The organism is Streptomyces abyssomicinicus (assembly GCF_008974245.1).
GTDB lineage: Bacteria > Actinomycetota > Actinomycetes > Streptomycetales > Streptomycetaceae > Streptomyces > Streptomyces abyssomicinicus.
This window is the reverse complement of record NZ_BBZI01000006.1, coordinates 815,767-835,898: the sequence shown is the minus strand read 5'-3', so window position 1 is coordinate 835,898 and position 20,132 is coordinate 815,767. Positions and strand designations below refer to the sequence as shown.

General features: G+C 67.6%; 15 protein-coding genes. 12 read left to right on the top strand and 3 right to left on the bottom strand.

Features of this window, described 5'->3' with window-relative positions:
- Nucleotides 1-133 precede the first annotated feature (133 nt).
- Both GBN72_RS11110 and ppgK read left to right on the top strand, forming a co-directional pair.
- Entirely contained in the window at nucleotides 134-1,150 is a 1,017-nt protein-coding gene (locus GBN72_RS11110) for a 4-hydroxy-3-methylbut-2-enyl diphosphate reductase (protein ID WP_151771536.1), read from the top strand.
- Between the two features lie 151 nt (nucleotides 1,151-1,301).
- A complete protein-coding gene (gene ppgK / locus GBN72_RS11105; RefSeq protein WP_151771535.1) occupies nucleotides 1,302-2,051 on the top strand; it encodes a polyphosphate--glucose phosphotransferase in 750 nt (249 codons plus the stop codon).
- A gap of 78 nt (nucleotides 2,052-2,129) precedes the next feature.
- On the opposite strand, the gene GBN72_RS11100 is transcribed toward ppgK, so the two are convergent.
- Entirely contained in the window at nucleotides 2,130-2,624 is a 495-nt protein-coding gene (locus GBN72_RS11100; RefSeq protein ID WP_246212418.1) for a DUF6542 domain-containing protein, read from the bottom strand.
- 445 nt (nucleotides 2,625-3,069) lie between these two features.
- Here GBN72_RS11100 and ychF point away from each other — a divergent pair, with 445 nt between their 5' ends.
- The 3 genes from ychF to GBN72_RS11085 all read left to right on the top strand — a co-directional run bounded on the left by ychF (nucleotide 3,070) and on the right by GBN72_RS11085 (nucleotide 5,116).
- Nucleotides 3,070-4,158: a redox-regulated ATPase YchF gene (gene ychF / locus GBN72_RS11095; protein WP_151771534.1), complete on the top strand. Its 1,089-nt coding sequence runs from the start codon at nucleotides 3,070-3,072 to the stop codon at nucleotides 4,156-4,158.
- 278 nt (nucleotides 4,159-4,436) lie between these two features.
- Nucleotides 4,437-4,721: a hypothetical protein gene (locus GBN72_RS11090; RefSeq protein ID WP_151771533.1), complete on the top strand. Its 285-nt coding sequence runs from the start codon at nucleotides 4,437-4,439 to the stop codon at nucleotides 4,719-4,721.
- The gene (locus GBN72_RS11085) at nucleotides 4,703-5,116 is read left to right on the top strand and encodes a DNA-binding protein (RefSeq protein WP_151771532.1); all 414 of its coding nucleotides are present in this window, start codon (nucleotides 4,703-4,705) and stop codon (nucleotides 5,114-5,116) included. The genes GBN72_RS11090 and GBN72_RS11085 overlap by 19 nt, the downstream gene beginning before the upstream one ends.
- Before the next feature lie 16 nt (nucleotides 5,117-5,132).
- Here GBN72_RS11085 and GBN72_RS34600 read toward each other — a convergent pair whose 3' ends face one another.
- Both GBN72_RS34600 and GBN72_RS11065 read right to left on the bottom strand, forming a co-directional pair.
- On the bottom strand, nucleotides 5,133-6,524 hold the full coding sequence (locus tag GBN72_RS34600; RefSeq protein ID WP_174887107.1) for a hypothetical protein: 1,392 nt from the start codon (nucleotides 6,522-6,524) through the stop codon (nucleotides 5,133-5,135).
- 139 nt (nucleotides 6,525-6,663) lie between these two features.
- On the bottom strand, nucleotides 6,664-8,412 hold the full coding sequence (locus tag GBN72_RS11065) for a DUF6119 family protein (protein WP_151771529.1): 1,749 nt from the start codon (nucleotides 8,410-8,412) through the stop codon (nucleotides 6,664-6,666).
- 349 nt (nucleotides 8,413-8,761) lie between these two features.
- Between GBN72_RS11065 and GBN72_RS11060 the strand changes: the two genes are divergently transcribed.
- The 7 genes from GBN72_RS11060 (at nucleotide 8,762) to GBN72_RS35185 (ending at nucleotide 20,036) form a co-directional block, all read left to right on the top strand.
- Nucleotides 8,762-10,909: a DNA methyltransferase family protein gene (locus GBN72_RS11060; protein ID WP_151771528.1), complete on the top strand. Its 2,148-nt coding sequence runs from the start codon at nucleotides 8,762-8,764 to the stop codon at nucleotides 10,907-10,909.
- A 36-nt stretch (nucleotides 10,910-10,945) separates the two neighbouring features.
- Entirely contained in the window at nucleotides 10,946-12,577 is a 1,632-nt protein-coding gene (locus GBN72_RS11055; RefSeq protein ID WP_151771527.1) for a class I SAM-dependent DNA methyltransferase, read from the top strand.
- A complete protein-coding gene (locus tag GBN72_RS11050) occupies nucleotides 12,574-13,767 on the top strand; it encodes a restriction endonuclease subunit S (protein ID WP_151771526.1) in 1,194 nt (397 codons plus the stop codon). Before GBN72_RS11055 ends, GBN72_RS11050 begins: the two co-directional genes overlap by 4 nt.
- Nucleotides 13,764-17,102, top strand: a complete 3,339-nt coding sequence (locus GBN72_RS11045) for a type I restriction endonuclease subunit R (protein WP_151771525.1) — start codon at nucleotides 13,764-13,766, stop codon at nucleotides 17,100-17,102. Before GBN72_RS11050 ends, GBN72_RS11045 begins: the two co-directional genes overlap by 4 nt.
- 186 nt (nucleotides 17,103-17,288) lie before the next feature.
- The gene (locus GBN72_RS11040) at nucleotides 17,289-17,474 is read left to right on the top strand and encodes a hypothetical protein (protein ID WP_151771524.1); all 186 of its coding nucleotides are present in this window, start codon (nucleotides 17,289-17,291) and stop codon (nucleotides 17,472-17,474) included.
- Nucleotides 17,456-18,877 carry an N-6 DNA methylase gene (locus GBN72_RS11035; RefSeq protein WP_246212417.1) on the top strand — a complete coding sequence of 474 codons (1,422 nt, stop codon included), beginning with the start codon at nucleotides 17,456-17,458 and terminating at the stop codon, nucleotides 18,875-18,877. Before GBN72_RS11040 ends, GBN72_RS11035 begins: the two co-directional genes overlap by 19 nt.
- On the top strand, nucleotides 18,858-20,036 hold the full coding sequence (locus tag GBN72_RS35185; protein ID WP_246212416.1) for a restriction endonuclease subunit S domain-containing protein: 1,179 nt from the start codon (nucleotides 18,858-18,860) through the stop codon (nucleotides 20,034-20,036). The genes GBN72_RS11035 and GBN72_RS35185 overlap by 20 nt, the downstream gene beginning before the upstream one ends.
- The last annotated feature ends 96 nt before the right edge of the window (nucleotides 20,037-20,132 follow it).

Sequence of the window (20,132 nt, the reverse complement as noted above, 5' to 3'; positions counted from 1 at the left end):
CGTGGGCGCCGGTGGGCGCCGGTGGTTGCCGGTGGGTGCGCAGGGGGGTGTGCCCGGGATCGGCTGCCCCGGCGGCACATCCGGGGCACACCCCGCCCTGCACCCGACCGGCGGGGAGGTGGCGGCCCGTACGATGGGGCTCATGACCGACTCTCCTGGCCGCCGCCGTGTCCTGCTCGCCTCTCCCCGCGGCTACTGCGCCGGTGTCGACCGCGCAGTGATCGCCGTGGAGAAGGCCCTGGAACAGTACGGGGCCCCGATCTACGTCCGTCACGAGATCGTCCACAACAAGTACGTGGTGCAGACGCTCGAGAAGAAAGGCGCGATCTTCGTCGAGCAGACGGACGAGGTGCCGCCCGGCAACATCGTGATGTTCTCCGCCCACGGCGTCGCCCCGACCGTGCACGACGAGGCCGCGGCCGGCCGGCTCGCCACCATCGACGCCACCTGCCCCCTGGTCACCAAGGTGCACAAGGAGGCCGTCCGGTTCGCCGACGAGGACTACGACATCCTGCTGATCGGCCACGAGGGCCACGAGGAGGTCATCGGCACCTCCGGCGAGGCCCCCGACCACATCCAGCTGGTCGACGGTCCCGAGGACGTCGCCAAGGTGGAGGTCCGCGACCCGTCGAAGGTGGTCTGGCTCTCCCAGACCACGCTCTCGGTCGACGAGACGATGGAGACGGTCGGCGCGCTCAAGGAGAAGTTCCCCCAGCTGATCTCGCCGCCCAGCGACGACATCTGCTACGCCACGCAGAACCGTCAGCTGGCCGTCAAGGAGATGGGCGCCCAGGCGGAGCTGGTCATCGTGGTCGGCTCGCGCAACTCCTCGAACTCCAAGCGCCTGGTCGAGGTCGCCAAGCTGGCCGGATCCGCTGCCGCCTACCTGGTCGACTTCGCCGACGAGATCGAGGAGGGCTGGCTGGACGGCGTCTCCACGGTCGGCGTGACCTCGGGCGCCTCGGTGCCGGACGTGCTGGTGGAGCAGGTGCTCGAGTGGCTGTCGCAGCGTGGTTTCGAGGACGTGGAGATCGTGAAGGCGGCCGAGGAGTCGATCACCTTCTCACTGCCCAAGGAGCTGCGGCGTGACCTCCGCGAGGAGGCGGCCGCGCTGGTCGCCGAGCGGACCGGCGGCGGCGCCCAGGCCTGACCCCGTTCCGCGGGCCCGCACCCTGCCCGGTGCGGGCCCGCGGCGTTTCGACGGCGCGGGCCGGCGGAGTTTCGCGCCCTTCACGCCCTTCGCGCCGGTCGCGCATCCCCTTGGAGCGGTGACGCTGTGCCGCGCGTCGTAGCGTGGTGTCATGCAGATCTTCGGTGTGGACATCGGCGGTTCCGGGATCAAGGGCGCGCCCGTGGACCTTGCGGTGGGTGACCTGGCCGCCGAGCGGCACAAGGTGCTGACTCCGCAGCCCTCGACCCCTGACGACGTGGCGGAGTGCGTCCGGCAGGTCGTCGACCACTTCAACTGGCACGGGCCCGTCGGGGTGACCTTCCCCGGCGTGGTCACCGACGCCTCCACCATCCGCACCGCGGCCAACGTCGACAAGCAGTGGGTCGACACGGACGCCGCCGCGCTCCTCGGCGAGCGGCTGGGCGGCATCCCCGTCACCGTGGTCAACGACGCCGACGCGGCGGGCGTAGCCGAGATGAACTTCGGCGCCGGACAGGGACGCAAGGGCACGGTCATCGTGCTGACCTTCGGCACCGGAATCGGCAGCGCGGTCTTCCGGGACGGGGTGCTGGTCCCCAACACGGAACTCGGCCACCTGGAGCTGAACGGGCACGACGCGGAGACCCGTGCGTCCCACAAGGCCCGCGAGGACGGCGACCTGTCCTGGGAGCACTGGGCGCGCCGGGTGGAGAAGTACCTCCGCCACGTGGAGATGCTGTTCTCGCCGGAGCTGTTCGTGGTGGGCGGCGGGGTCAGCCGCAAGGCGGAGAAGTTCCTGCCGCTGATCACCAAGGTGCGGGCGGAGATCGTGCCGGCGGGGCTGCAGAACAACGCGGGGATCGTGGGTGCGGCGATGTACGCCGCGCAGCGACGCGGCTGAGGGCGGGTGCGGGGAGGGGGCGGGGGTGCGGGCGGCGGCCGTCCGCACCCGCACCCCCGCCCGGCCCGTGGGGCGGGGTCAGCCCTCGCGGTGCGAGGGCGTGGACGTGTGGTGGAGCCACCGTCCCGTCGCCGTGAGGCCGGTGATCAGTACGCCGCCGTACAGCCACCCCGCCCCCGTGGCCAGCGCCGTGAAGTACCCCATCGCCTGTCCGCCGACCCCGCTGCCGTCGGCGATGAACAGCAGGCCCAGCGCGTACGCGATCGGTCCGATGATCGGCGCGGTCAGCAGGTCGCCGGGCCGCACCCAGACCGCCGTGAGCAGGCTGACCGGCAGGAACAGCAGCCCGTAGACCGTGAGTGATCCGCCGAGCAGCATGCTCAGCAGCCCGAGGGTGACCATGGCGGCGGCGCAGAACAGGCCGCAGCCGAGCCCGGTGAGCCGGGGGTTGGGGAAGCGCCGTATCGCCCGCGCGGCCGCCGAGCCGCGGGCCGCCGTGGCGGCGATCAACGGCACGCGGGACCCGCGTGCCGACTCCGCCGCCCGCGCGCTCCACGCCGCCAGCCCGGTCATCGCCTGCCCGGCCCGACCGGCCGCGGTGCCGCGTGCACCCGCCCGGGCGCCCATCGCCGCCCCGGCGGGCATCGCGGCGGCGGCGGACGCCGAGCGAGCGTTCGAGGGGAGCGGTTGCGCGCCGTGCGGCCCGCGTGGCCGCGGCGCCCGCCGATCGTTCCCGGAGCCGGCGCCGCGGGCCTGCGGGGGCAGCGCGGTGCGGGTGTCGCGCCGCGGTGCCGGACCGGGCCGGGCGGCCGACCGTGAGGTTCCCGTCGTCCTGTGATGCTCCACTCGCACAACCTAGGTCTGTTTATGTGCTGAATAGCCCTAATGACACGCCCAGGGGCGGCACTGGTCTGATGTTCGACAGGAGACGGGTGCCCCGTCGCGCACGCCGTAGACTGGGGGATCGGCCCCTTCAGGCCCGCCCGCCCCTTCACCTCACGTAACGGGAAGTCGCAACGTGTCGCTCACGATCGGAATCGTCGGTCTGCCGAATGTCGGCAAGTCGACCCTGTTCAACGCCCTGACCAAGAACGACGTGCTGGCGGCCAACTACCCGTTCGCCACGATCGAGCCCAACGTGGGCGTCGTCGGTGTCCCCGACCCGCGCCTGGCGAAGCTGGCCGAGATCTTCGGCTCCGCCCGGATCCTCCCGGCGACGGTCGACTTCGTCGACATCGCCGGCATCGTCCGCGGCGCGAGCGAGGGTGAGGGCCTGGGCAACAAGTTCCTCGCGAACATCCGCGAGTCCGACGCGATCTGCCAGGTCATCCGCGCCTTCAAGGACGAGAACGTCGTCCACGTCGACGGCAAGGTCTCGCCGAAGGACGACATCGAGACGATCAACACCGAGCTGATCCTCGCCGACCTCCAGACCATCGAGAAGGTCCTGCCGCGCCTCCAGAAGGAGTCGCGGATCAAGAAGGACATCGCCCCGAAGGTCAAGGCCGTCGAGGAGGCCAAGGAGATCCTGGAGCGCGGCGACACCCTCTTCTCCCAGGGCATCGTCCAGGGCACCGAGCGCAACGAGCTCCTGCACGACCTGCACCTGCTCACCACCAAGCCGTTCCTCTACGTCTTCAACGTCGACGAGGACGAGCTGACCGACGACGCCTTCAAGGCCGAGCAGCGCGCGCTGGTCGCCCCGGCCGAGGCGATCTTCCTCAACGCCAAGCTGGAGGCGGATCTCGCCGAGCTCGACGAGGAAGACGCGATGGAGCTCCTCCAGTCCGTCGGCGCCGAGGAGCCGGGCCTGGCCACCCTCGCCCACGTCGGCTTCAACACCCTCGGTCTGCAGACCTACCTGACCGCCGGTCCCAAGGAGACCCGCGCCTGGACCATCAAGAAGGGCGCCACCGCGCCCGAGGCGGCCGGCGTGATTCACACGGACTTCCAGAAGGGCTTCATCAAGGCCGAGGTCATCTCCTTCGGCGACCTCGTCGAGGCCGGCTCCGTCGCCGAGGCCCGCGCCAAGGGCCGCGCCCGCATGGAGGGCAAGGAGTACGTCATGCAGGACGGCGACGTGGTGGAGTTCCGCTTCAACGTGTAGCGTGTGGCTTACCACCACTTCACCGATCTGGCAAACATGCAGGTCAAATGGGGTCTGACTCTTCAGGGTCAGGCCCCTTTATTTTTACCGTGCTGGATAGGTGCTGGATTTCCTGACCTGTCGTCACCTGTCATCACCCCTGCTCATCCCTACCGTGCTGGATTCGCGCTGGATGGGATGGGGGTGCCCGTGCTGGAATTTGTGTGCGCGGGGCGCTGACCGAGCTGTGAGGTAGTGCTGACGTGGCGCTTTTCCTACTCGTTTGACACAATCGGGGCATGGCTGAGGCGACGTACAGCATCGGGGAAGGGCCAGCGACGCGGGTGAGCTTGTCGCTGCCGGAGGGGACTGCGGAGGCGATCCGGGCTCGGGTGGGTAAGCGGGAGTTCTCCGCGTTCATCGCGGAGGCGGTCGAGCGTGAGCTGCGCGGGCAGGTCCTGGACGAGTACCTGGCGGACTACGAGAGCCGCAAGGGGCCGGTCTCCGAGACGGCTCGTCAGCGGGCGCGGCAGGTCTTCGACGAGGTGTTCGCCGAGGAGGCCGAGTGGCCCGCCGCAGGCTGAGTCACGAGGGGACGCTCGTCCTCGACAGCGAGGGACTCGCGAAGCTGCTCGCTGACGAAGAACAGGTGGTGGCTCTGATCGCTGAGGCGCGCTCGCGTGGCATGGAGGTCGTGATCAGTGCGCTCACCATCATCGAGGCAGTCCACGCCCGTACGAACAAGTCACGCCTGAACTGGGTGCTTTCCGGGCTGCGGGTCGTCCCGGTCGGTGACGAGGAGGCGAGGGCTGCCTCGAAGTTGCTGATGAATGCCGGGTTGCACGGACACAAGTACGCGATCGATGCGGCCGTCGCCGAGGCCGCGCTGCGACAGCACCGCCCCGTGGTCATGCTGACTTCCGATATTGACGACATGGCCAAGCTGTGCGGCGAGCGGGTCCGGCTCGTGGCGGTGTGATTTCCCTTGTTCCGGCTCAGTAGGAGCGGGGTCCGTAGGGGCTCCAGTGACCGAGGAAGGGCTTGAGGTCGTCGCCGCTGGGTTTCGGCGGCGTGGGCAGTTTCGGCGCTGAGGCCGATTCGGTGAGGTTTTGGAGGTGCGCGTCCGCGAACGCGAGCCACGCCTCGACCTCGGCCCGCTCCTGCCCGGGCGGAAGTGTTGTGGCATGGACGCCTACTGCTGCGACGTATTCAGTCAGGCGCCTGGCCTCGTACCAGGTGTCTGCCTGTTTTCCGAGTTGTTTGACACAGTAGGCGTGGGCGTAGGCGGCGTGGGCTTCCTGCATGGCGGCTTCCCAGCGCTTTTGCTGTACCTCTCTGGCTTGCTGGTCTGCAAGGCGTTTGCGTTCTGCGGCTTCGCCGCGGAGTCCGACCTCCTGCACGATCTCGGCGAGTTGTTCTTCCAGAGGCCGGTCGGGGAGATCTGCCCATTCGCTTGCACGGTGCGGGCTGCCGCCGCGGAGTATGAAGCGTAGGCGGCTGGAGGGGGTGTAGTCGAAGCGGGGGATGCGCATCCATGAGTGCTTCTTGGCGTCGGCGAGTTCCTTGTCTGTGGGGACGTGTTGGCTGCGGTCCTGTTCTTGGAGGACGAGGAATCCGACACTTTCGCCGTGGGCGGTGATGGAGAAGTGCGGTGGTGCCTTGCGGCGCCGATGGGGCGGGGGCGCCCCCTCTGCGGTTCCGAGCGATGCCTTGTGGCCTTGGGCTGTGGTGGCGGCGATGAGGGTCTGGATGATGCGCAGGGCTCGGCCCTGGAGGAGTTTGGTCAGGCCCATGGGCTGCGGCTGCTTTTGGAGGGCGGCCACGACGGCATGGGGTTTGGTGAGTCTGGCCGGCACAGGGAGCGGGGTGAGTTCCGCGAGGCGCCAGGCAGGGATGTCGACCAGCTTGATCTCGTAGCCGCGGTGGGTGCGGTATCCGTGGATTTCCTGCGTGTGGGGGATCTTGCCGGACTTGCGGGCGGCGTTGACCCGTGACGCCCAATTCACCGCGTGCGGGCCGGATTCGATGGGCTTGATGAGACAGCCGTCGTTAGCAACGGCCAGTTCATCGAGTAGCTGGTCCGCGTAGTTCGCAAGGGCCTTCGGCACGGCTCGGGGGCGCGGCGGTGCCGATTTTCGGGCGGGGCGCTCCGGCGGTCGGGTGCTCTGCTCCACGGGGCGGATGCCGCGTTCGATGAGATGCTGCCGCCCCTTCTCGGTGAGGTGGGCGCTCCAAAGCCCGCGGCGTTTGATGACTTTGATAAGCCCTCGGTTCTGCAGGGCTTGTCCGCTGGTCTTGTACGTGCTGTCTGGCCAGACTCCGTCGGGACACCCCTGGCCCACCCAGCCGAGCACTGCCCGCTGCCGCTTGTTGAGGTCCTGTTCCATGTAGCCTCCCGCCGTCCCCTGGGTGCCCTGACCCCGGAGACGATGCCCGCTGCCCTTGCGGGAATTCTGGGTTGTTGAAAGGACTCCTCGTTCGGATGAGAGATATAGAGGGCGTGTTTACGGCGAGAGTCCCGGGCGGCTACGCAGCCTCGTCGCGCATGGCGGACTGGGCCGACTCGCTTTCGACGCCGATGACTTCGACGGTCACGCCGCGAGCGGCGAGGGCCTTCGCGGTCTGGGCCAGGGTGATGGCGGAGAACGGGAAGAGGGAGTCCGGCGTGAGCTTGGCTCCGTCCTTCAGAAGGATCGCGAAGACGACGCGGCGCGGGGTGAAGTCCTCGGGGATGCTGCGGGCCGGATCGCTGTTGACGTGTACGGACCGGGCGAACTCCGCGCGTACGGCCGCGTTCTCGAAGAGGAGCTCAACGGAGACGCGCGCCTGGCTGAACAGGTGACTCAGCGGGCTAGAGGAGTGCGCGGGCTTCACGAGGACAAGAGTGGCGTCCTCGGTGAACAGGTCGCAGATCTCGACGGAGTTGCTTGCCCGAAAAGGGTTGTGGACATTCTTCTTGTCCAGGCAGACCCAGCCGCGACGGGCCTGGGCGGCCAGCTTGTTGTAGTCGCCTTCGTCTACGGGACGCATCACGCGCATACCCTCCTTGTTGAGCTTCTCGACGAGCGGCCAGCGGGGGAGATCGACGGAGGGCGCGTCGGGGAACAAGGGAGCCACGGTCTCGTTGACGTTGCGCAGGTAGCCCGCCCCGAGCTCGTACCACTCACCGTCGAGCAGAGAGAACGTGCGGGAGCTGAGGGAGAAGGTGGCCTCGATCCACTTCATGGCGGTTTCCTTGGACAGGGCTTCCAGGGAGGCGGTGCGCGGGGCGAGCGCGGTCCGTGCGGAGAGCGTGTCACGAAACAGTTCGACGGTGCCCTGCCGGAGCGCCGTGACGCGGGCGCCTGCCTTGATCACACGGGCCCGCTCCAGGACGTAGTCGAGACTGAACTCGTCCCGGAGGTGGGGCGGGCAGGACCCGATCTTGATGGTGCAGGCGGTGGACCGGGGCAGGTCGGTGCTCTGGGAGAAGGGGACGGCGGTGATGATCCGGCCGTCTGCGGGACGGCCGAGCGTGGCGTCCAGTTCCGCGTCGAGCGCGTCGATGAGGGAAGGGTCCTTGACCGCGGTGATGTGCTCGACGAAGGCCAGGTCGGGGTGGGGAACGACGTGCTCGCAGATCGCGGCGATGGCGCGGATGTCCTTGATCAGTGTGGCGGGGGTGGTGCCGAGTTTGATACGGAGACCGATGCCGCCCTCCGCTGTCATGGCCCCGTTCCTGGTGCCGCTCCCTGCGGTGAGGTCGACATCGTCGAGGTAGCCGCCGAGGTGGCGGATGATCCGCCCGTGGTCCCGGAGTCCGAGTGCCGGTACGGAGGCGCCGGCATGGATGAGAGAACTGTCGATGCGCGCCTGGCCGAGGACGCTGGCAGTGAAGTCTCGCACCTGCCGCGGGTTGATGGCGCGGATGCCGAAGGACAGACCGAAGCGCGCGTCCTTCAGCTGGGTGGGGAGAAGCCGGTACCCCTGGTCGAAGCCGATCGCGTACACCGCGCCGTCGACGGCGAGCATGAGCAGTGCGCCGGTGCGCTGCTCGCTCTGCAGCAGGTCCGACCCGTCGGTGAGCCGGAGGATGTCCTTGCCCCAGGCGGCTTCCTCCTTAGCTACGGCGAAGGACACCGCGAGGGCGGGAACTCCCATGTGATCGCTGACGTCGCGCACGACCGCGTCCAGGGTGTCGAGGGCACCGACGTCGAGGGCTTCGAGCATCGACTCAGGGGTCGCCTTGACGTGGGTCAGGCGGTACAGGGTGCGCTTCGACGCGGTGCTGGACACAGAGGCCTCCTGGGGCGAGGTTGCGGTGCGGCTCGGTAACACAAGCGGCCTTACGGGGCGGGTGGTGTCGAGGGGACAGGGGTGAGTGCCCGGCAAGGGAGCAGAGGTGCGGCGATGAGGACGCCGGTGCGGTCGGACTCGTATGGGGTTGGCGTCCCGGCGGGTGGTGCCGGTGTGATGGTGACGAAGGTGCCAGAGGATTGGAGTCAAAATGTTTCGAGAACCTGATAACCCTGGTTATCAACCGCTGGCGAAGCCGAGAGCTCGACCGGCTGTAGCGTGTGAGGTGCCCTGAGAGAACGTTCTCGACCGAGAGCACCGGGCAGTCGTCACGAGGGAGCGGAACCGCATGGCTGGCACACGTGAAGCAACCGCTCCCATCCTGCCCGAGGAGATTTCCTGGCGGATCAGTTACGCCGGAATCGGGACCTTGGCCCAGGTCCAACGTCCCGTCGTCACCACCTGGGCCCGTCGGCACGCGGATTTTCCCGAGCCCGTCGCTTACGAGGGGGCCAGCCCGCTCTTCGACGGCCGTGAAGTCGCCGAATGGCTTCTGTCTACCGGCCGCGGCAACGCTGACGCCGGCCAGATCCGGGCGGAGCTTGTGCTGCACACCCTGTCCGCCTGGCGGTGCGCGATCCCCGCTCGCACGCTGGTCGACACGGTGACCGCGCTGCTCTGCCTGCGTCAGCTCCTCGACGAACCCCTCTCCGGCCTGCCCTGGCAGACGATCGTGGAGCGTGCCGCCGAGACCGACTTCGACGACACCTTCCTCCAACGTGAGCTGCGCGATCTGCCGGACGCCGAACGGCAGGGTCCTCTGCTCGCCGTGCTCGCCGACCAGCTCACCGAGGCCGCCTACACCCCGGCCGAAGCGCTCGAACGGGTCATGGACGCACGTCGCCGCCTGGGCTGCGACGACCTCGTCGCCGATGAACCGATTCCGCTGGTGAGCCGCACGATGGCCCGCCTGACCGGCCTCGCGCAGCTGAACGAGCGCGAAGAAGGGGCAACGGCCGCCGTCCTGCATCCCCGGAGCGGCGATCTACTGGTCGCCCTGGGCGAATCCGTGTCCGACGCCGAGGACTCACCTTTGTTCCTCTCCGCGGACTCGATGCCGGACCTGGCCCGGCTCGCCCGCCGCCGCCTCATGGCACAGGGCGTCCAGGAATTCGAGATGGATCTTGCCGACGGCGAGGAACTGGCCACGGAAGACTGGGGAAACCCGCACGTCATCGCCTGCTGCCTGCCCTATGAGGCGGCCGAGACCCGCAGCCCGCTCGCCGTCCTGCAGCGCCTGCAGGATCTCACCGACCTCCTTGCCGAGGACCGCACGGCCGTCGTCCTGGGACCCGCCGATGCGCTCGTCCGGCCCCTGCCCGCCCGCGGGGGAGCGGACCGTCTGCGCCGGGACTTCCTAGAACATCACCTCCTCAAGGCCGCGATTAGCCTCCCCGAAGGCGTACTCCCTTTCCGCCCGGCCCACCGCACCGCGATCTGGATCCTGCACCGCACCCCCGAAGACAAGCGCACCGGCCAGGTCCTCCTCGCCGACCTCTCCTCACGCGGCCTCACCCCGCAGACCCTGGACGCGCTGGCCGAGGACATCGACATCTTCCGCGACGCCGGCTGGAGGGCGGACAGCCGCCACGAACCGCGCAACGCCGCCGTCGTCCGGGCCACCGCGCTGACCGGCGCACCGGGTGCCGCTTTCACCCCGCAGCACCGCCCGCACGCCGACCGCTACACCCGCACCGTCGTCGAACGCCCGGCCCGCATCTCCGAGACCGAACTCCGCCTCCAGCAGCTGATCGACGCGACCCGTAGCGCACTCGACCACGCGCCCACGATCCGCGCCAACGCCGTCCTGCGCCCCGACGCCCAGCCGGCCCGCCGCACCACCGTAGCCCGCCTGCTCAAGGACCGCCGCCTGCGCCGACTGCCCGGCCACCGCATCGCCGCTGAACACCTCCTCACCGGAGGCAAGGGCCACTACACCGTCCTCACCGCGGCCGAGATCACCGGCAGCGCGCCAGTCGACAGTCACCGCATAGACCGCGCCGTACTGCTCAACACCTACGAGCACGCCTACTTCACCGAACCCGGCGACATCGTCGTCACCGCCACCCCGAGCTTCGGCGCGTACGTCGACGACGAGGGCCTGTCCGTGGTCGCCTTCCCTGCCCGCGTCCTGCGCGTACGAGCCGACGCTGAGCATCCCGTACGGCCCCGTGTCCTGGCAGCGCTCCTGCGCTCGGCGGCGGCCGAACACCGGCGGGTGAGTGGCGCGGTCCGCTCCGCCCGCCGCATAGAGGACCTCCTCATCCCCGACCTCCCCGGCGACGAGGCCGAGCGGTACGAAGCGCTCCTGGCCGACATCGCCCGCCGTACGGCCCTGCTGCGCCAGCACGCGGCGGCCCTCGACGACCTGACTTCCCTGACCGCCGCCGGCCTCGTCGACGGCACGCTGACCCTCACCGAACCCCCTCTCGTCTGATCTCTCGTCCGACTCTTGAAGGAGACCCGAGCGCCCATGCCTCCCCGGAAGAAGAAGCCCGCCGACCAGGCGGAGCTGTTCACCGCCTCCACGCCCAAGGAGATCCAGGCCATCCTCTGGAAGGCCGCCGACAAGCTGCGCGGCTCCATGGACGCCAACCAGTACAAGGAGTTCGTCCTCGGCCTGATCTTTCTCAAGTACGTCTCCGACGCCTTCGAAGAGCGCCGCGAACAGCTCGCCAAGGAATTGGCGGAGGAAGGCATTGCCGAAGACCGCCTGGAGGAGTTCCTGGAGGACCAGGACGAGTACACCGGGCACCACGTCTTCTGGGTCCCCGAGAGCGCCCGCTGGTCCTCGATCTCCGCCAATGCCAAGAGCGGCACCGTCGGCGAGGTCCTCGACCAGGCGATGGACGCCATCATGAAGGCCAACCCGTCGCTGACCGGCGTCCTCCCCAAGATCTTCAACAAGGACAACGTCGACAAGAAGCGCCTGGCCGAACTCGTCGACCTCATCACCGACGCCCGCTTCGGCGGCAGCGACGACAAGCCCGCCCAGGACGTCCTCGGCGAGGTCTACGAGTACTTCCTCGGGAACTTCGCCCGTGCCGAAGGTAAGCGGGGCGGTGAGTTCTACACCCCGAGCAGCGTCGTCCGCCTGTTGGTGGAGGTCCTGGAGCCATACGAGGGCCGCGTGTACGACCCGGCCTGCGGCTCGGGCGGCATGTTCGTCCAGGCCGCCAAGTTCATCGAGGCCCACCGCGGCCGCGGCCACAAGGCCGACATCTCCGTCTACGGCCAGGAACTCAACGAACGCACCTGGCGCCTTGCCAAGATGAACCTCGCCATCCACGGCATCGACGGCAACCTCGCTGCCCGCTGGGGCGACACCTTCGCCGACGACAAACATCCCGACCTCAAGGCCGACTACGTCATGGCCAACCCGCCCTTCAACATCAAGGACTGGGCGCGCAACGAGTCGGACCCGCGGTGGAAGTACGGCGTCCCGCCGAGGGGTAACGCCAACTACGCCTGGCTCCAGCACATGATCAGCAAGCTAGGGGAGCGGGGAACAGCGGGCGTCGTCCTCGCCAACGGCTCGATGAGCAGCCAGCAGAGCGGCGAGGGCGAGATCCGGCAGGCGCTGGTGGACGGGGACATGGTGGCGTGCATGGTCGCCCTGCCGGCCCAGCTGTTCCGGACGACGGCCATTCCGGCTTGTCTGTGGTTCCTGGCGAAGGACAAGTCGCCGGGGGGCGTGAAGGGGCAGAAGGTCGCTGCTGCGGATCGCCGGGGCGAGATCCTGTTCATCGACGCCCGGAACATGGGCGAGATGGTCGACCGTACTGAGCGCGTCCTGACGGAGGCCGACCTCGCGAAGATCGCGGGGACCTACCACGCGTGGCGCGGGACGACGAGCGCGAAGGACGCGGGGGAGACGTACGCGGATGTGCCGGGGTTCTGCGCGAGCGCGGACCTGAAGACGGTGCAGGAGCACGGGTACGTGCTGACGCCCGGACGATACGTTGGAGCGGTTGAGGCGGAGGAAGAGGACGCCGAGGCGGTCGCGGAGAAGATCGCGCGGCTGACGGTGGAGCTGTACGAACTCTTCGACAAGTCGGACGAGCTGGCAAAGACGGTACGCGAGCAGCTGGGAGGAATTCGATGAGTCACCTGTTGCTGGAGGATCTCTGCGAGCTCATCGTCGACTGCAAGAACCGCACGCCTCCAGAGGCGCAGCCCGGCGCTTCGGTGGCAGGATTCGCTATTGGAACGCCCAATATCATCGACGGGCGAATTCGAATTTCTGAGGCTAAGCCGGTAGACCAAGAAACATTCGATACTTGGACCTCCCGAGCGATCCCCCGAGAAGGGGATATTGTGCTTACCCGCGAAGCCCCAGTCGGACGGGTTGGTCGTGTTGAGGCCGGGATGGACATCTGTCTGGGGCAGCGCACTATGTTGCTGCGACCCAGTACGGTGCGATCGGACTCACGCTTTCTTCACTACCTCCTGCTGAGTCCTGTAGTCCAAGATCTCCTTCATGGTCATGCCTCTGGTTCGACGGTTGCGCATCTGCGAGTGGCTCAAGTTCGCGAATTGAAGCTCCCTGAGGTTCCCGACGTTTTCACCCAGCGGCAAATCGGCGCTGTGCTCGGGGCGCTGGACGACAAGATCGCGGTCAATCAGCGCATCGCGAGCACAGCGGATCAGCTAGCGGACGCGGTCTTCGACCGTACTGTTCGGTCGGTGGGCTCGCGCCCCATGGTGGAGATTGTCGAGCCGGTGCTTGGCGGCACCCCGGACCGTAAAGTGGAGGAGTTTTGGGGTGGCGACCTCCCATGGGCCTCTGTGAAGGATGTTGCGAACTCGGTAGCCGGCGCTCTCGTGGTGACCGAGGAGTGCATCACGACGCTCGGTGAGCAGAGCTCTCGCGCTAAGCGCATGCCAGCAGGGGCAGTAATCCTGACGGCGCGTGGGACAATCGGCCTGGTGGCGCGCTTGACGATTTCCGCGGCCTTCAACCAGTCGTGCTACGCATTCGTTCCAGGCGAAATTCCTCCGGCTGTCTTGTTCCATCTGATTCGACTCGCCTCTACTCGGATGATGGGGCTCGCCCATGGGACTGTCTTCTCGACCGTCAACATGAAGACGTTTCAGCATGTTGCAGTTCCTGACATCCCTAGGGAACTCTTGCATTCCCTGGAAGTGGAACTGAGTCCCTTGCATGGACTCATTGAGGCAAACTTGAAAGAGTCTTTGACTCTGTCAACCCTCCGCGACACCCTCCTCCCCCAACTCATGTCCGGCCGCCTCCGCGTCAAGGACGCCGAGAAGATTGTCGAGGACCACGTATGACCACGCACGGGAACGACAACGGCAGCAGCGACACCCCCGACGGCCCCACCCCGGACACCCCCACCTCCGACAACTTCCGCCCCCTCGAAATCGACTGGGAGTTCCTCGCCCTCGAAGAGCTCGTGGAGCTCGACTGGCCGAAGGCCGAGGGCAACGAGTTTGCCCCCGGCGCCGGACACCGCCGTTCCTGGGACGACCTGATCCTCTACTCCGATCTCCGTGACGCCATCGAGAGGCTCAACCCTGCCCTCCCCCCGGAGGCCGTCCACGAGGCCCTCGCGACCGCCGCGACCCCGGCCTCCCAGGACACGTACGAGGAGAACCGGACCGCGCACGGCTACCTGACCGACGGCGTCCACTCCGTCACGTACACCGACGCGCTCGGCGCCGAGCACACCCCGACCGTCCGGGTCGTCGACCTGGAGCACGCGGACGCGAACACGTACCGTGCCGTCCGTCAGGTGACCGTGATCAACGGTGAGCGCAACCGCCGCTTCGATCTCGTCCTGTACGTCAACGGCCTCCCGCTGGCCGTCATCGAGCTCAAGCGGGCCGGCGATCCGAACGCCACCCTCGCCGCCGCGCATACCCAGATCCGGCACTATGTCGAGGAGTTCCCGACCGCGTTCCGCTACAACGCGGTTGTGCTGCTCTCCGACGGGATCACCGCGAAGTACGGCACACCCTTCACCCCGTACGAGCACTTCGCCCCGTGGAACACCGACGAGTTCGGCGCCCGCGTGGACACCGTGGACGCCGCCGCTGTCCACGCCGACGCCGATGCCGACGTCCCGACCGGCCAGGACCTCGCCCTGCACGGCCTGTTCAGCCAGCCCCGCTTCCTTGCCCTCGTCCGGTCCTTCATCAACTTCGTGCCTGCCAAGCGCATGAAGCGGATCGCGAAGCCGCACCAGTACTTCGCGGTCACCCGCGCCGCCGACGCCGTGCGCCGCGCCGCCGCGACCGACGGCAAGGCCGGCGTGGTCTGGCACACCCAGGGCTCGGGCAAGTCCGAGGAGATGGTGCTGACCACCAACCTCATCATGCGCGACCCCGCTCTGCACAACCCCACCGTGGTGGTCGTCACCGACCGCACCGATCTTGACGACCAACTCTTCGACACGTTCAAGGAGAGCGAGGTCCTCCCCGAGCAGCCTCACCAGTTCCTCAACCGCGCCGCACTCCGCGAAGAGCTTGCCGCCAAGCGCACCGGCGGCATCCTGTTCACCACCCTGCAGAAGTTCGGCCGTACCAAGCAGGAGAAGGAATCCGGGACCGACCACCCGCTCCTCTCCGAGCGGCGCAACATCGTCGTCGTGGTCGACGAGGCCCACCGCAGCCACTACGACCACCTCGACGGCTACGCCCGCCACCTGCGCGACGCCCTCCCGCACGCCACGCTGCTCGCCTTCACCGGCACGCCGATCTCCGAGGCCGACCGCAACACCCGTGAGGTCTTCGGCGACTACATCGACACCTACGACCTCAAACGGGCCGCCGACGACGGCGCGACCGTGAAGGTCTACCACGAGAGCCGCGTCGTCCAGCTCGTCCTCGACCGCGACGTCGACCCCACCGCCATCGACACCGAGGCCGACCGCATCACCGACGGCCTGGACGACACCGAGCGCACCCGCGTTGAGCAGGCCGTCGCCACCATGAACGCCATGTACGGCGCCCCCGCCCGGATACGCGACCTGACCCAGGACCTGGTCGAACACTGGGAAGCGCGCCGTGCGGCGATGCTGCCGTTCGTCGCGGACGCTGACGACGCACCCGGCGGAGCCCCCGGCAAGGCGATGCTCGTCTGCGCCACCCGCGAGATCTGCGTCCGCGTCTACGACGCCCTGAAGATCCTGCGCCCCGACTGGCACACGGACGACCCGACCACCGGCGCCATGAAGATCGTCTACTCCTCGGACTCCCGCAAGGACTCCAAGGAACTGCGCGTTCACGCCCTGCGCGACTCCCAGCGCAAGGCCGTAATCAACCGTGCCAAGGACCCCGAGGACGAACTCCAGCTCCTCATCGTCAACAACATGCTCCTGACCGGCTTCGACGCGCCGTCCATCCACACCATGTACCTGGACCGGCCGCTGCGCGGCGCCGGCCTGATGCAGGCCCTCGCCCGCGTCAACCGCCGCTTCCGCAAGAAGGAGGAGGGCCTCCTCGTCGGCTACGCCCCCCTCACCGAGAACCTCCAGAAGGCCATCGCCGAGTACTCCGCCGACGACCAGGAAGACCGGACCCTCGGCCAGGACATCGACCGCGCCCTCGACGAACTCCGCAACGAATACGACATCCTCGACCAGATGCTCCTCGGCTGGAACTGGCGCGAACGCCTCTCCCGCCCCGACGTGAAGGCCTTCGTCAAGGCGGCCTATACCACGGCCGAGTACCTCCGCAGCCCCGCCACCCCGGGCAACAACCCCGACCAGCTCGACGACCCGAACCAGACCCTCAGCCGCCGCTTCCGCGAACACGGCTACCGCCTGGAACGCTTCTTCGCCCTCGCCGGCTCCTCCGCCGACGTCTCCTCCCGGTTCACCGACCAGCCGTACTGGAAGCGCGACATCCAGTTCCTCGTCGAGGTCCGTATGTACATGGCGAAGCTCGACGCCATGGACCGTGAGGCCCAGGGCCTGCCCGTCGCCCGCGACGTCGCCCTGTACCTCTCCCAGCTCACCTCCGCCGTCGTGGAGACCGGCGGCGTCACCGACCTCTTCTCCGAGGCCGGGCTGGACAAGGCCGACCTCACCCACCTCAACGACGCCCTTATCGGCCGCCTGCAGAACAGCGAAACCCCACACCTGGCCGCCGAAGCCCTGCGCCGCCTCGTCGAGCAGAAGATGCGCGAGCAGACCCGGCACAACATCGTCCGCCAGACCGCGTTCTCGGAGCGCCTCCAGGACCTGATGACCCGCTACATGCGCCAGCAGCTCACCAGCGCCGAGATCATCGCCCAGCTGGTGGAACTGGCCAAGACGGTTGCGGAAGACGCCCGGCGAGGTGAGAAGTTCACCCCGCCGCTGGGGAACGACGAACTCGCCTTCTACGACGCGGTCGCCGACCTCGGCAGCGCCCGCGACCTCATGGGCGACGAGATCCTCTCCGGTATCGCCCGGGACCTCGTGGTCCAGGTCCGCAAGAACCTCAAGAAGGACTGGATCGCCCGCGAACCGGTCCGGGCCAGGCTCCGCGCCACCATCAGGCGCCTCCTGGCCCGCCACGGCTACCCGCCGGAGCAGTCCAAGGAAGCGATCGACCTGGTGATCCGTCAGATGGAACACTTTGCCGACAAGTGGTCCCAGGACGGCTCGGCCGCCGACGCATAGCCCTCGCTCATCTTGCTTCTGGCCCCGGCAAGCGTCTGCTTGCCGGGGCGGTCGTCTGCCCGACCGCTTTATGGCAAAAGCAAATTCCCGTGCTGCGAGACATGAGGTGCGTCAGGCCACTACTTTCAAGTCTGCGGAACGAGCCGCAGAACTGCTAACTGCTGGTGGAACCGAGGGAGTTGTGGCATGTCGCAGCGAGCGCTGCTGTTGGTGGTGGTCGTCCTGGCGTCCGTGGTGGTGGGGCTCGTGGCCGGCATCCTCGATTTCGTGGGCGCGGGAGAGGTCGTCACGGCCATCCAGTACGGCGGTGCCGCCTGCGGAGCCGCTGTTCTCATCGGGCTGGCGGTCGTCTCATGGCTGAGGTCGTCGTGACTCAGGAGGAATGGGCGAACGAAGAGGGGCGGCTGAAGTACCGGCGAGTGCTGCGGGCCGTCGAGAAGCTACGCAGCGTGGCCGATGCTGCGACGACGTACCGGCTTGCCTTTCAAGTGGTCTACCTTCACTGCTGGTCCCGCCATGGATCACTGGCGGAGGTGGACCGGTTGTGGGGGCCGGGTTCGGAGTCAGCGGGGGCCAAGCTCGGCGCAGTGTGGCCGCGTACGCCCGTTGCTCGCGCCCACAGTCTTCCTGCGTATCGCGACGAAGGTGTGAGCCGTCCCTTCGAGCTCATCGACCCGGCCCTCCGTGAGCTGATCGCGGAGGTGCGGCAGCTGGATCCGGACCCGAGGCTCCTTGACGTGCTCCTCGACACGTACTCGACACGCTATGCGCGTGGCGATGACTACTTCACGTCAAACGACCTGGCGTACCTCTTCGCGGGGCTGGCCGCTCCCCGAGGAGGCGAGATTGTTCGGGACCCGGTGTGCGGTAGCGGGCGACTGCTGCGCGCCGCCGCACACCGGGCTCGGGCACAGGGGGGTGAAGTGCGCTTGTCCGGTGCAGATATCAACCTGACGGCACGTTATGCCGCAGCCGTTAACCTCGCCCTGCACGGATTCCTTGCAGACCTCGGCAAGGAAGGAGCTGACACCCTCAGGGCCGGTACTTCACCGATACCGGCCGACGTGATCGTCGCCAACCCTCCTGTGAACCAGCGGGACTGGGGGCACGGTGAACTGAAGGACGACTGGCGGTGGACCCTGGGGGTGCCACGTCCGGGTAACGCGAACTTCGCCTGGGTCCAGCACATCCTTGCCGATCTCACGCCACAAGGACGGGCCGTCGTTCTGCTGTCTTCCGGCGCGGCGCACAGCAGCAACAGCACCGACGGACTGATCCGCCGTGGGCTGCTGGAGAACGGTCTTGTCGTGGGCGTCGTGGCCTTGCCGACGTGGCTCTTTCCGCACGCCAGCGCGAGCACGGCGCTGTGGCTGCTGGCCAAAGGGGAGCGGCCGCACTCCGATCAGGTCTTGTTCGCGGATGCAGGGAAACTGCCAGCGGTGAAGGAGGGGCAGCGGCGCCACTTCGCAAAGGACTCGGCCGAACGCCTGCTGCAGATCTTCGGTGAATGGCAGGGACTTCGACGCCGTGAGGGCGAGGGGGACCCTGAATCCGTCCCATGGTGCCGTGCGGCGAGGTACGAGGAAATCGCTGAGGCGGGATTCGATCTGACTCCCGCACGCTACGTGCGGCACCGGGAGGCCGTACAGGAGAATTCAAGAGACGTAGAACGCAGCCGGAAAGCCGAGCTGTATGAGTGCTTGGACCGTAGCGCCACAGCCAGACGCCGAGTCCGCGATGCGTTGGAGGGCAGACATGACTACAGAGTCGGATGACCTAACCGCCCCGTGGCCTATCGTTGAGTTGCGGGATATTCCTGGGGTCGAGTACGCCGCTTACGGCATTACGCAACCGCAGAAGGCGCCCGATGGAATCCCGATGATCGGTGCAAAGGAGATCATCGAAGGGGAGGTGCACGTCCAGGAGTTCACGTTCGTGCCTCCGGAGGTAGCCGAACGCCACACCCGCAGCACTCTGAGAGCAGGGGACCTTCTTGTCGTGCTCGTAGGGCGAGTGGGGGAGACGGCGGTAGCGACGGAAGAACATGGGGGATGGAATGCCGCCAGGTCGCTCGCGGTTGTCCACTGGACACCGGAGGGCCACGTGCAGCAGTGGGACCTGTGGCTTCGATGGTGGCTGAAAACATCGCAGAGTCGCAGCTATCTCACGGTGTCCTCTTCGAACTCCGAGCATATGACGTTGCCTTTGCAAGCGCTCAACCGACTTCCGGTGCCGAAGCCTCCGGATCGGGTGCGGGAGAGGCTGCTTGCGCTGATCTCCCTTGCCGAGCGCAAGAATGTGTTGAACAACCGGATCGCGACGCGTGCGACGGAACTGGCGGACGCGCACTATATCGAGACGCTGAGGGCATGCGGACAAGGTCCCACTGCCGAGCGCGCGATGGGCGAGGTGGCTCAGATCACGGCGGGTGTGGCGCAGCTCCCGCCGGACCGTGAGCAGCCGACCATGCCGTGGGTGTCTCCCCGGCAAGTACTGAACTGCAGGGAAGTGCACCTGGGGGCAGTGACGTCACGGACCGTGGCGCGAGGGGAGACTGTGTGTCCGGCTGGCAGTCTGTTGATCGCGCCCCGTCCCGGTGAGGTGCGGACCGTGCTCACCACGACTCCGCTAGTTCCGGGGCGGCGGACGCTTGCACTTCACACGGAGTCCGAGGCCGACCGAATGTGGTTGCTGCACACATTGCGTCACCAGCGGCGGGAGTTGACGTCCGTAACGCAAGGCGAGCAGGCTCGTGCGATGAGGCGCAAGGACTTCTCGCGTTACAAGATCCCCTGGCCGGCAGATGTGGTCAGGCAGGGTTTCGCTACGCGTGCCGCTGCCCTGCACGACCTCGCCTACGCCTCCGCCAGGGAGCGACACGTGATGGAGGAGCTGGTGGTGCGCGAGCTGGAGAAGGGGGCCTGGCGCGTCTAACTTCGGCCAGCTGAATGCCGAGATGATCCACGTTGCCCCTCTCTGGAGCACGGAATCCAACGCGCTGAACGAACGGCGCAGTACCGCGCGCACCGT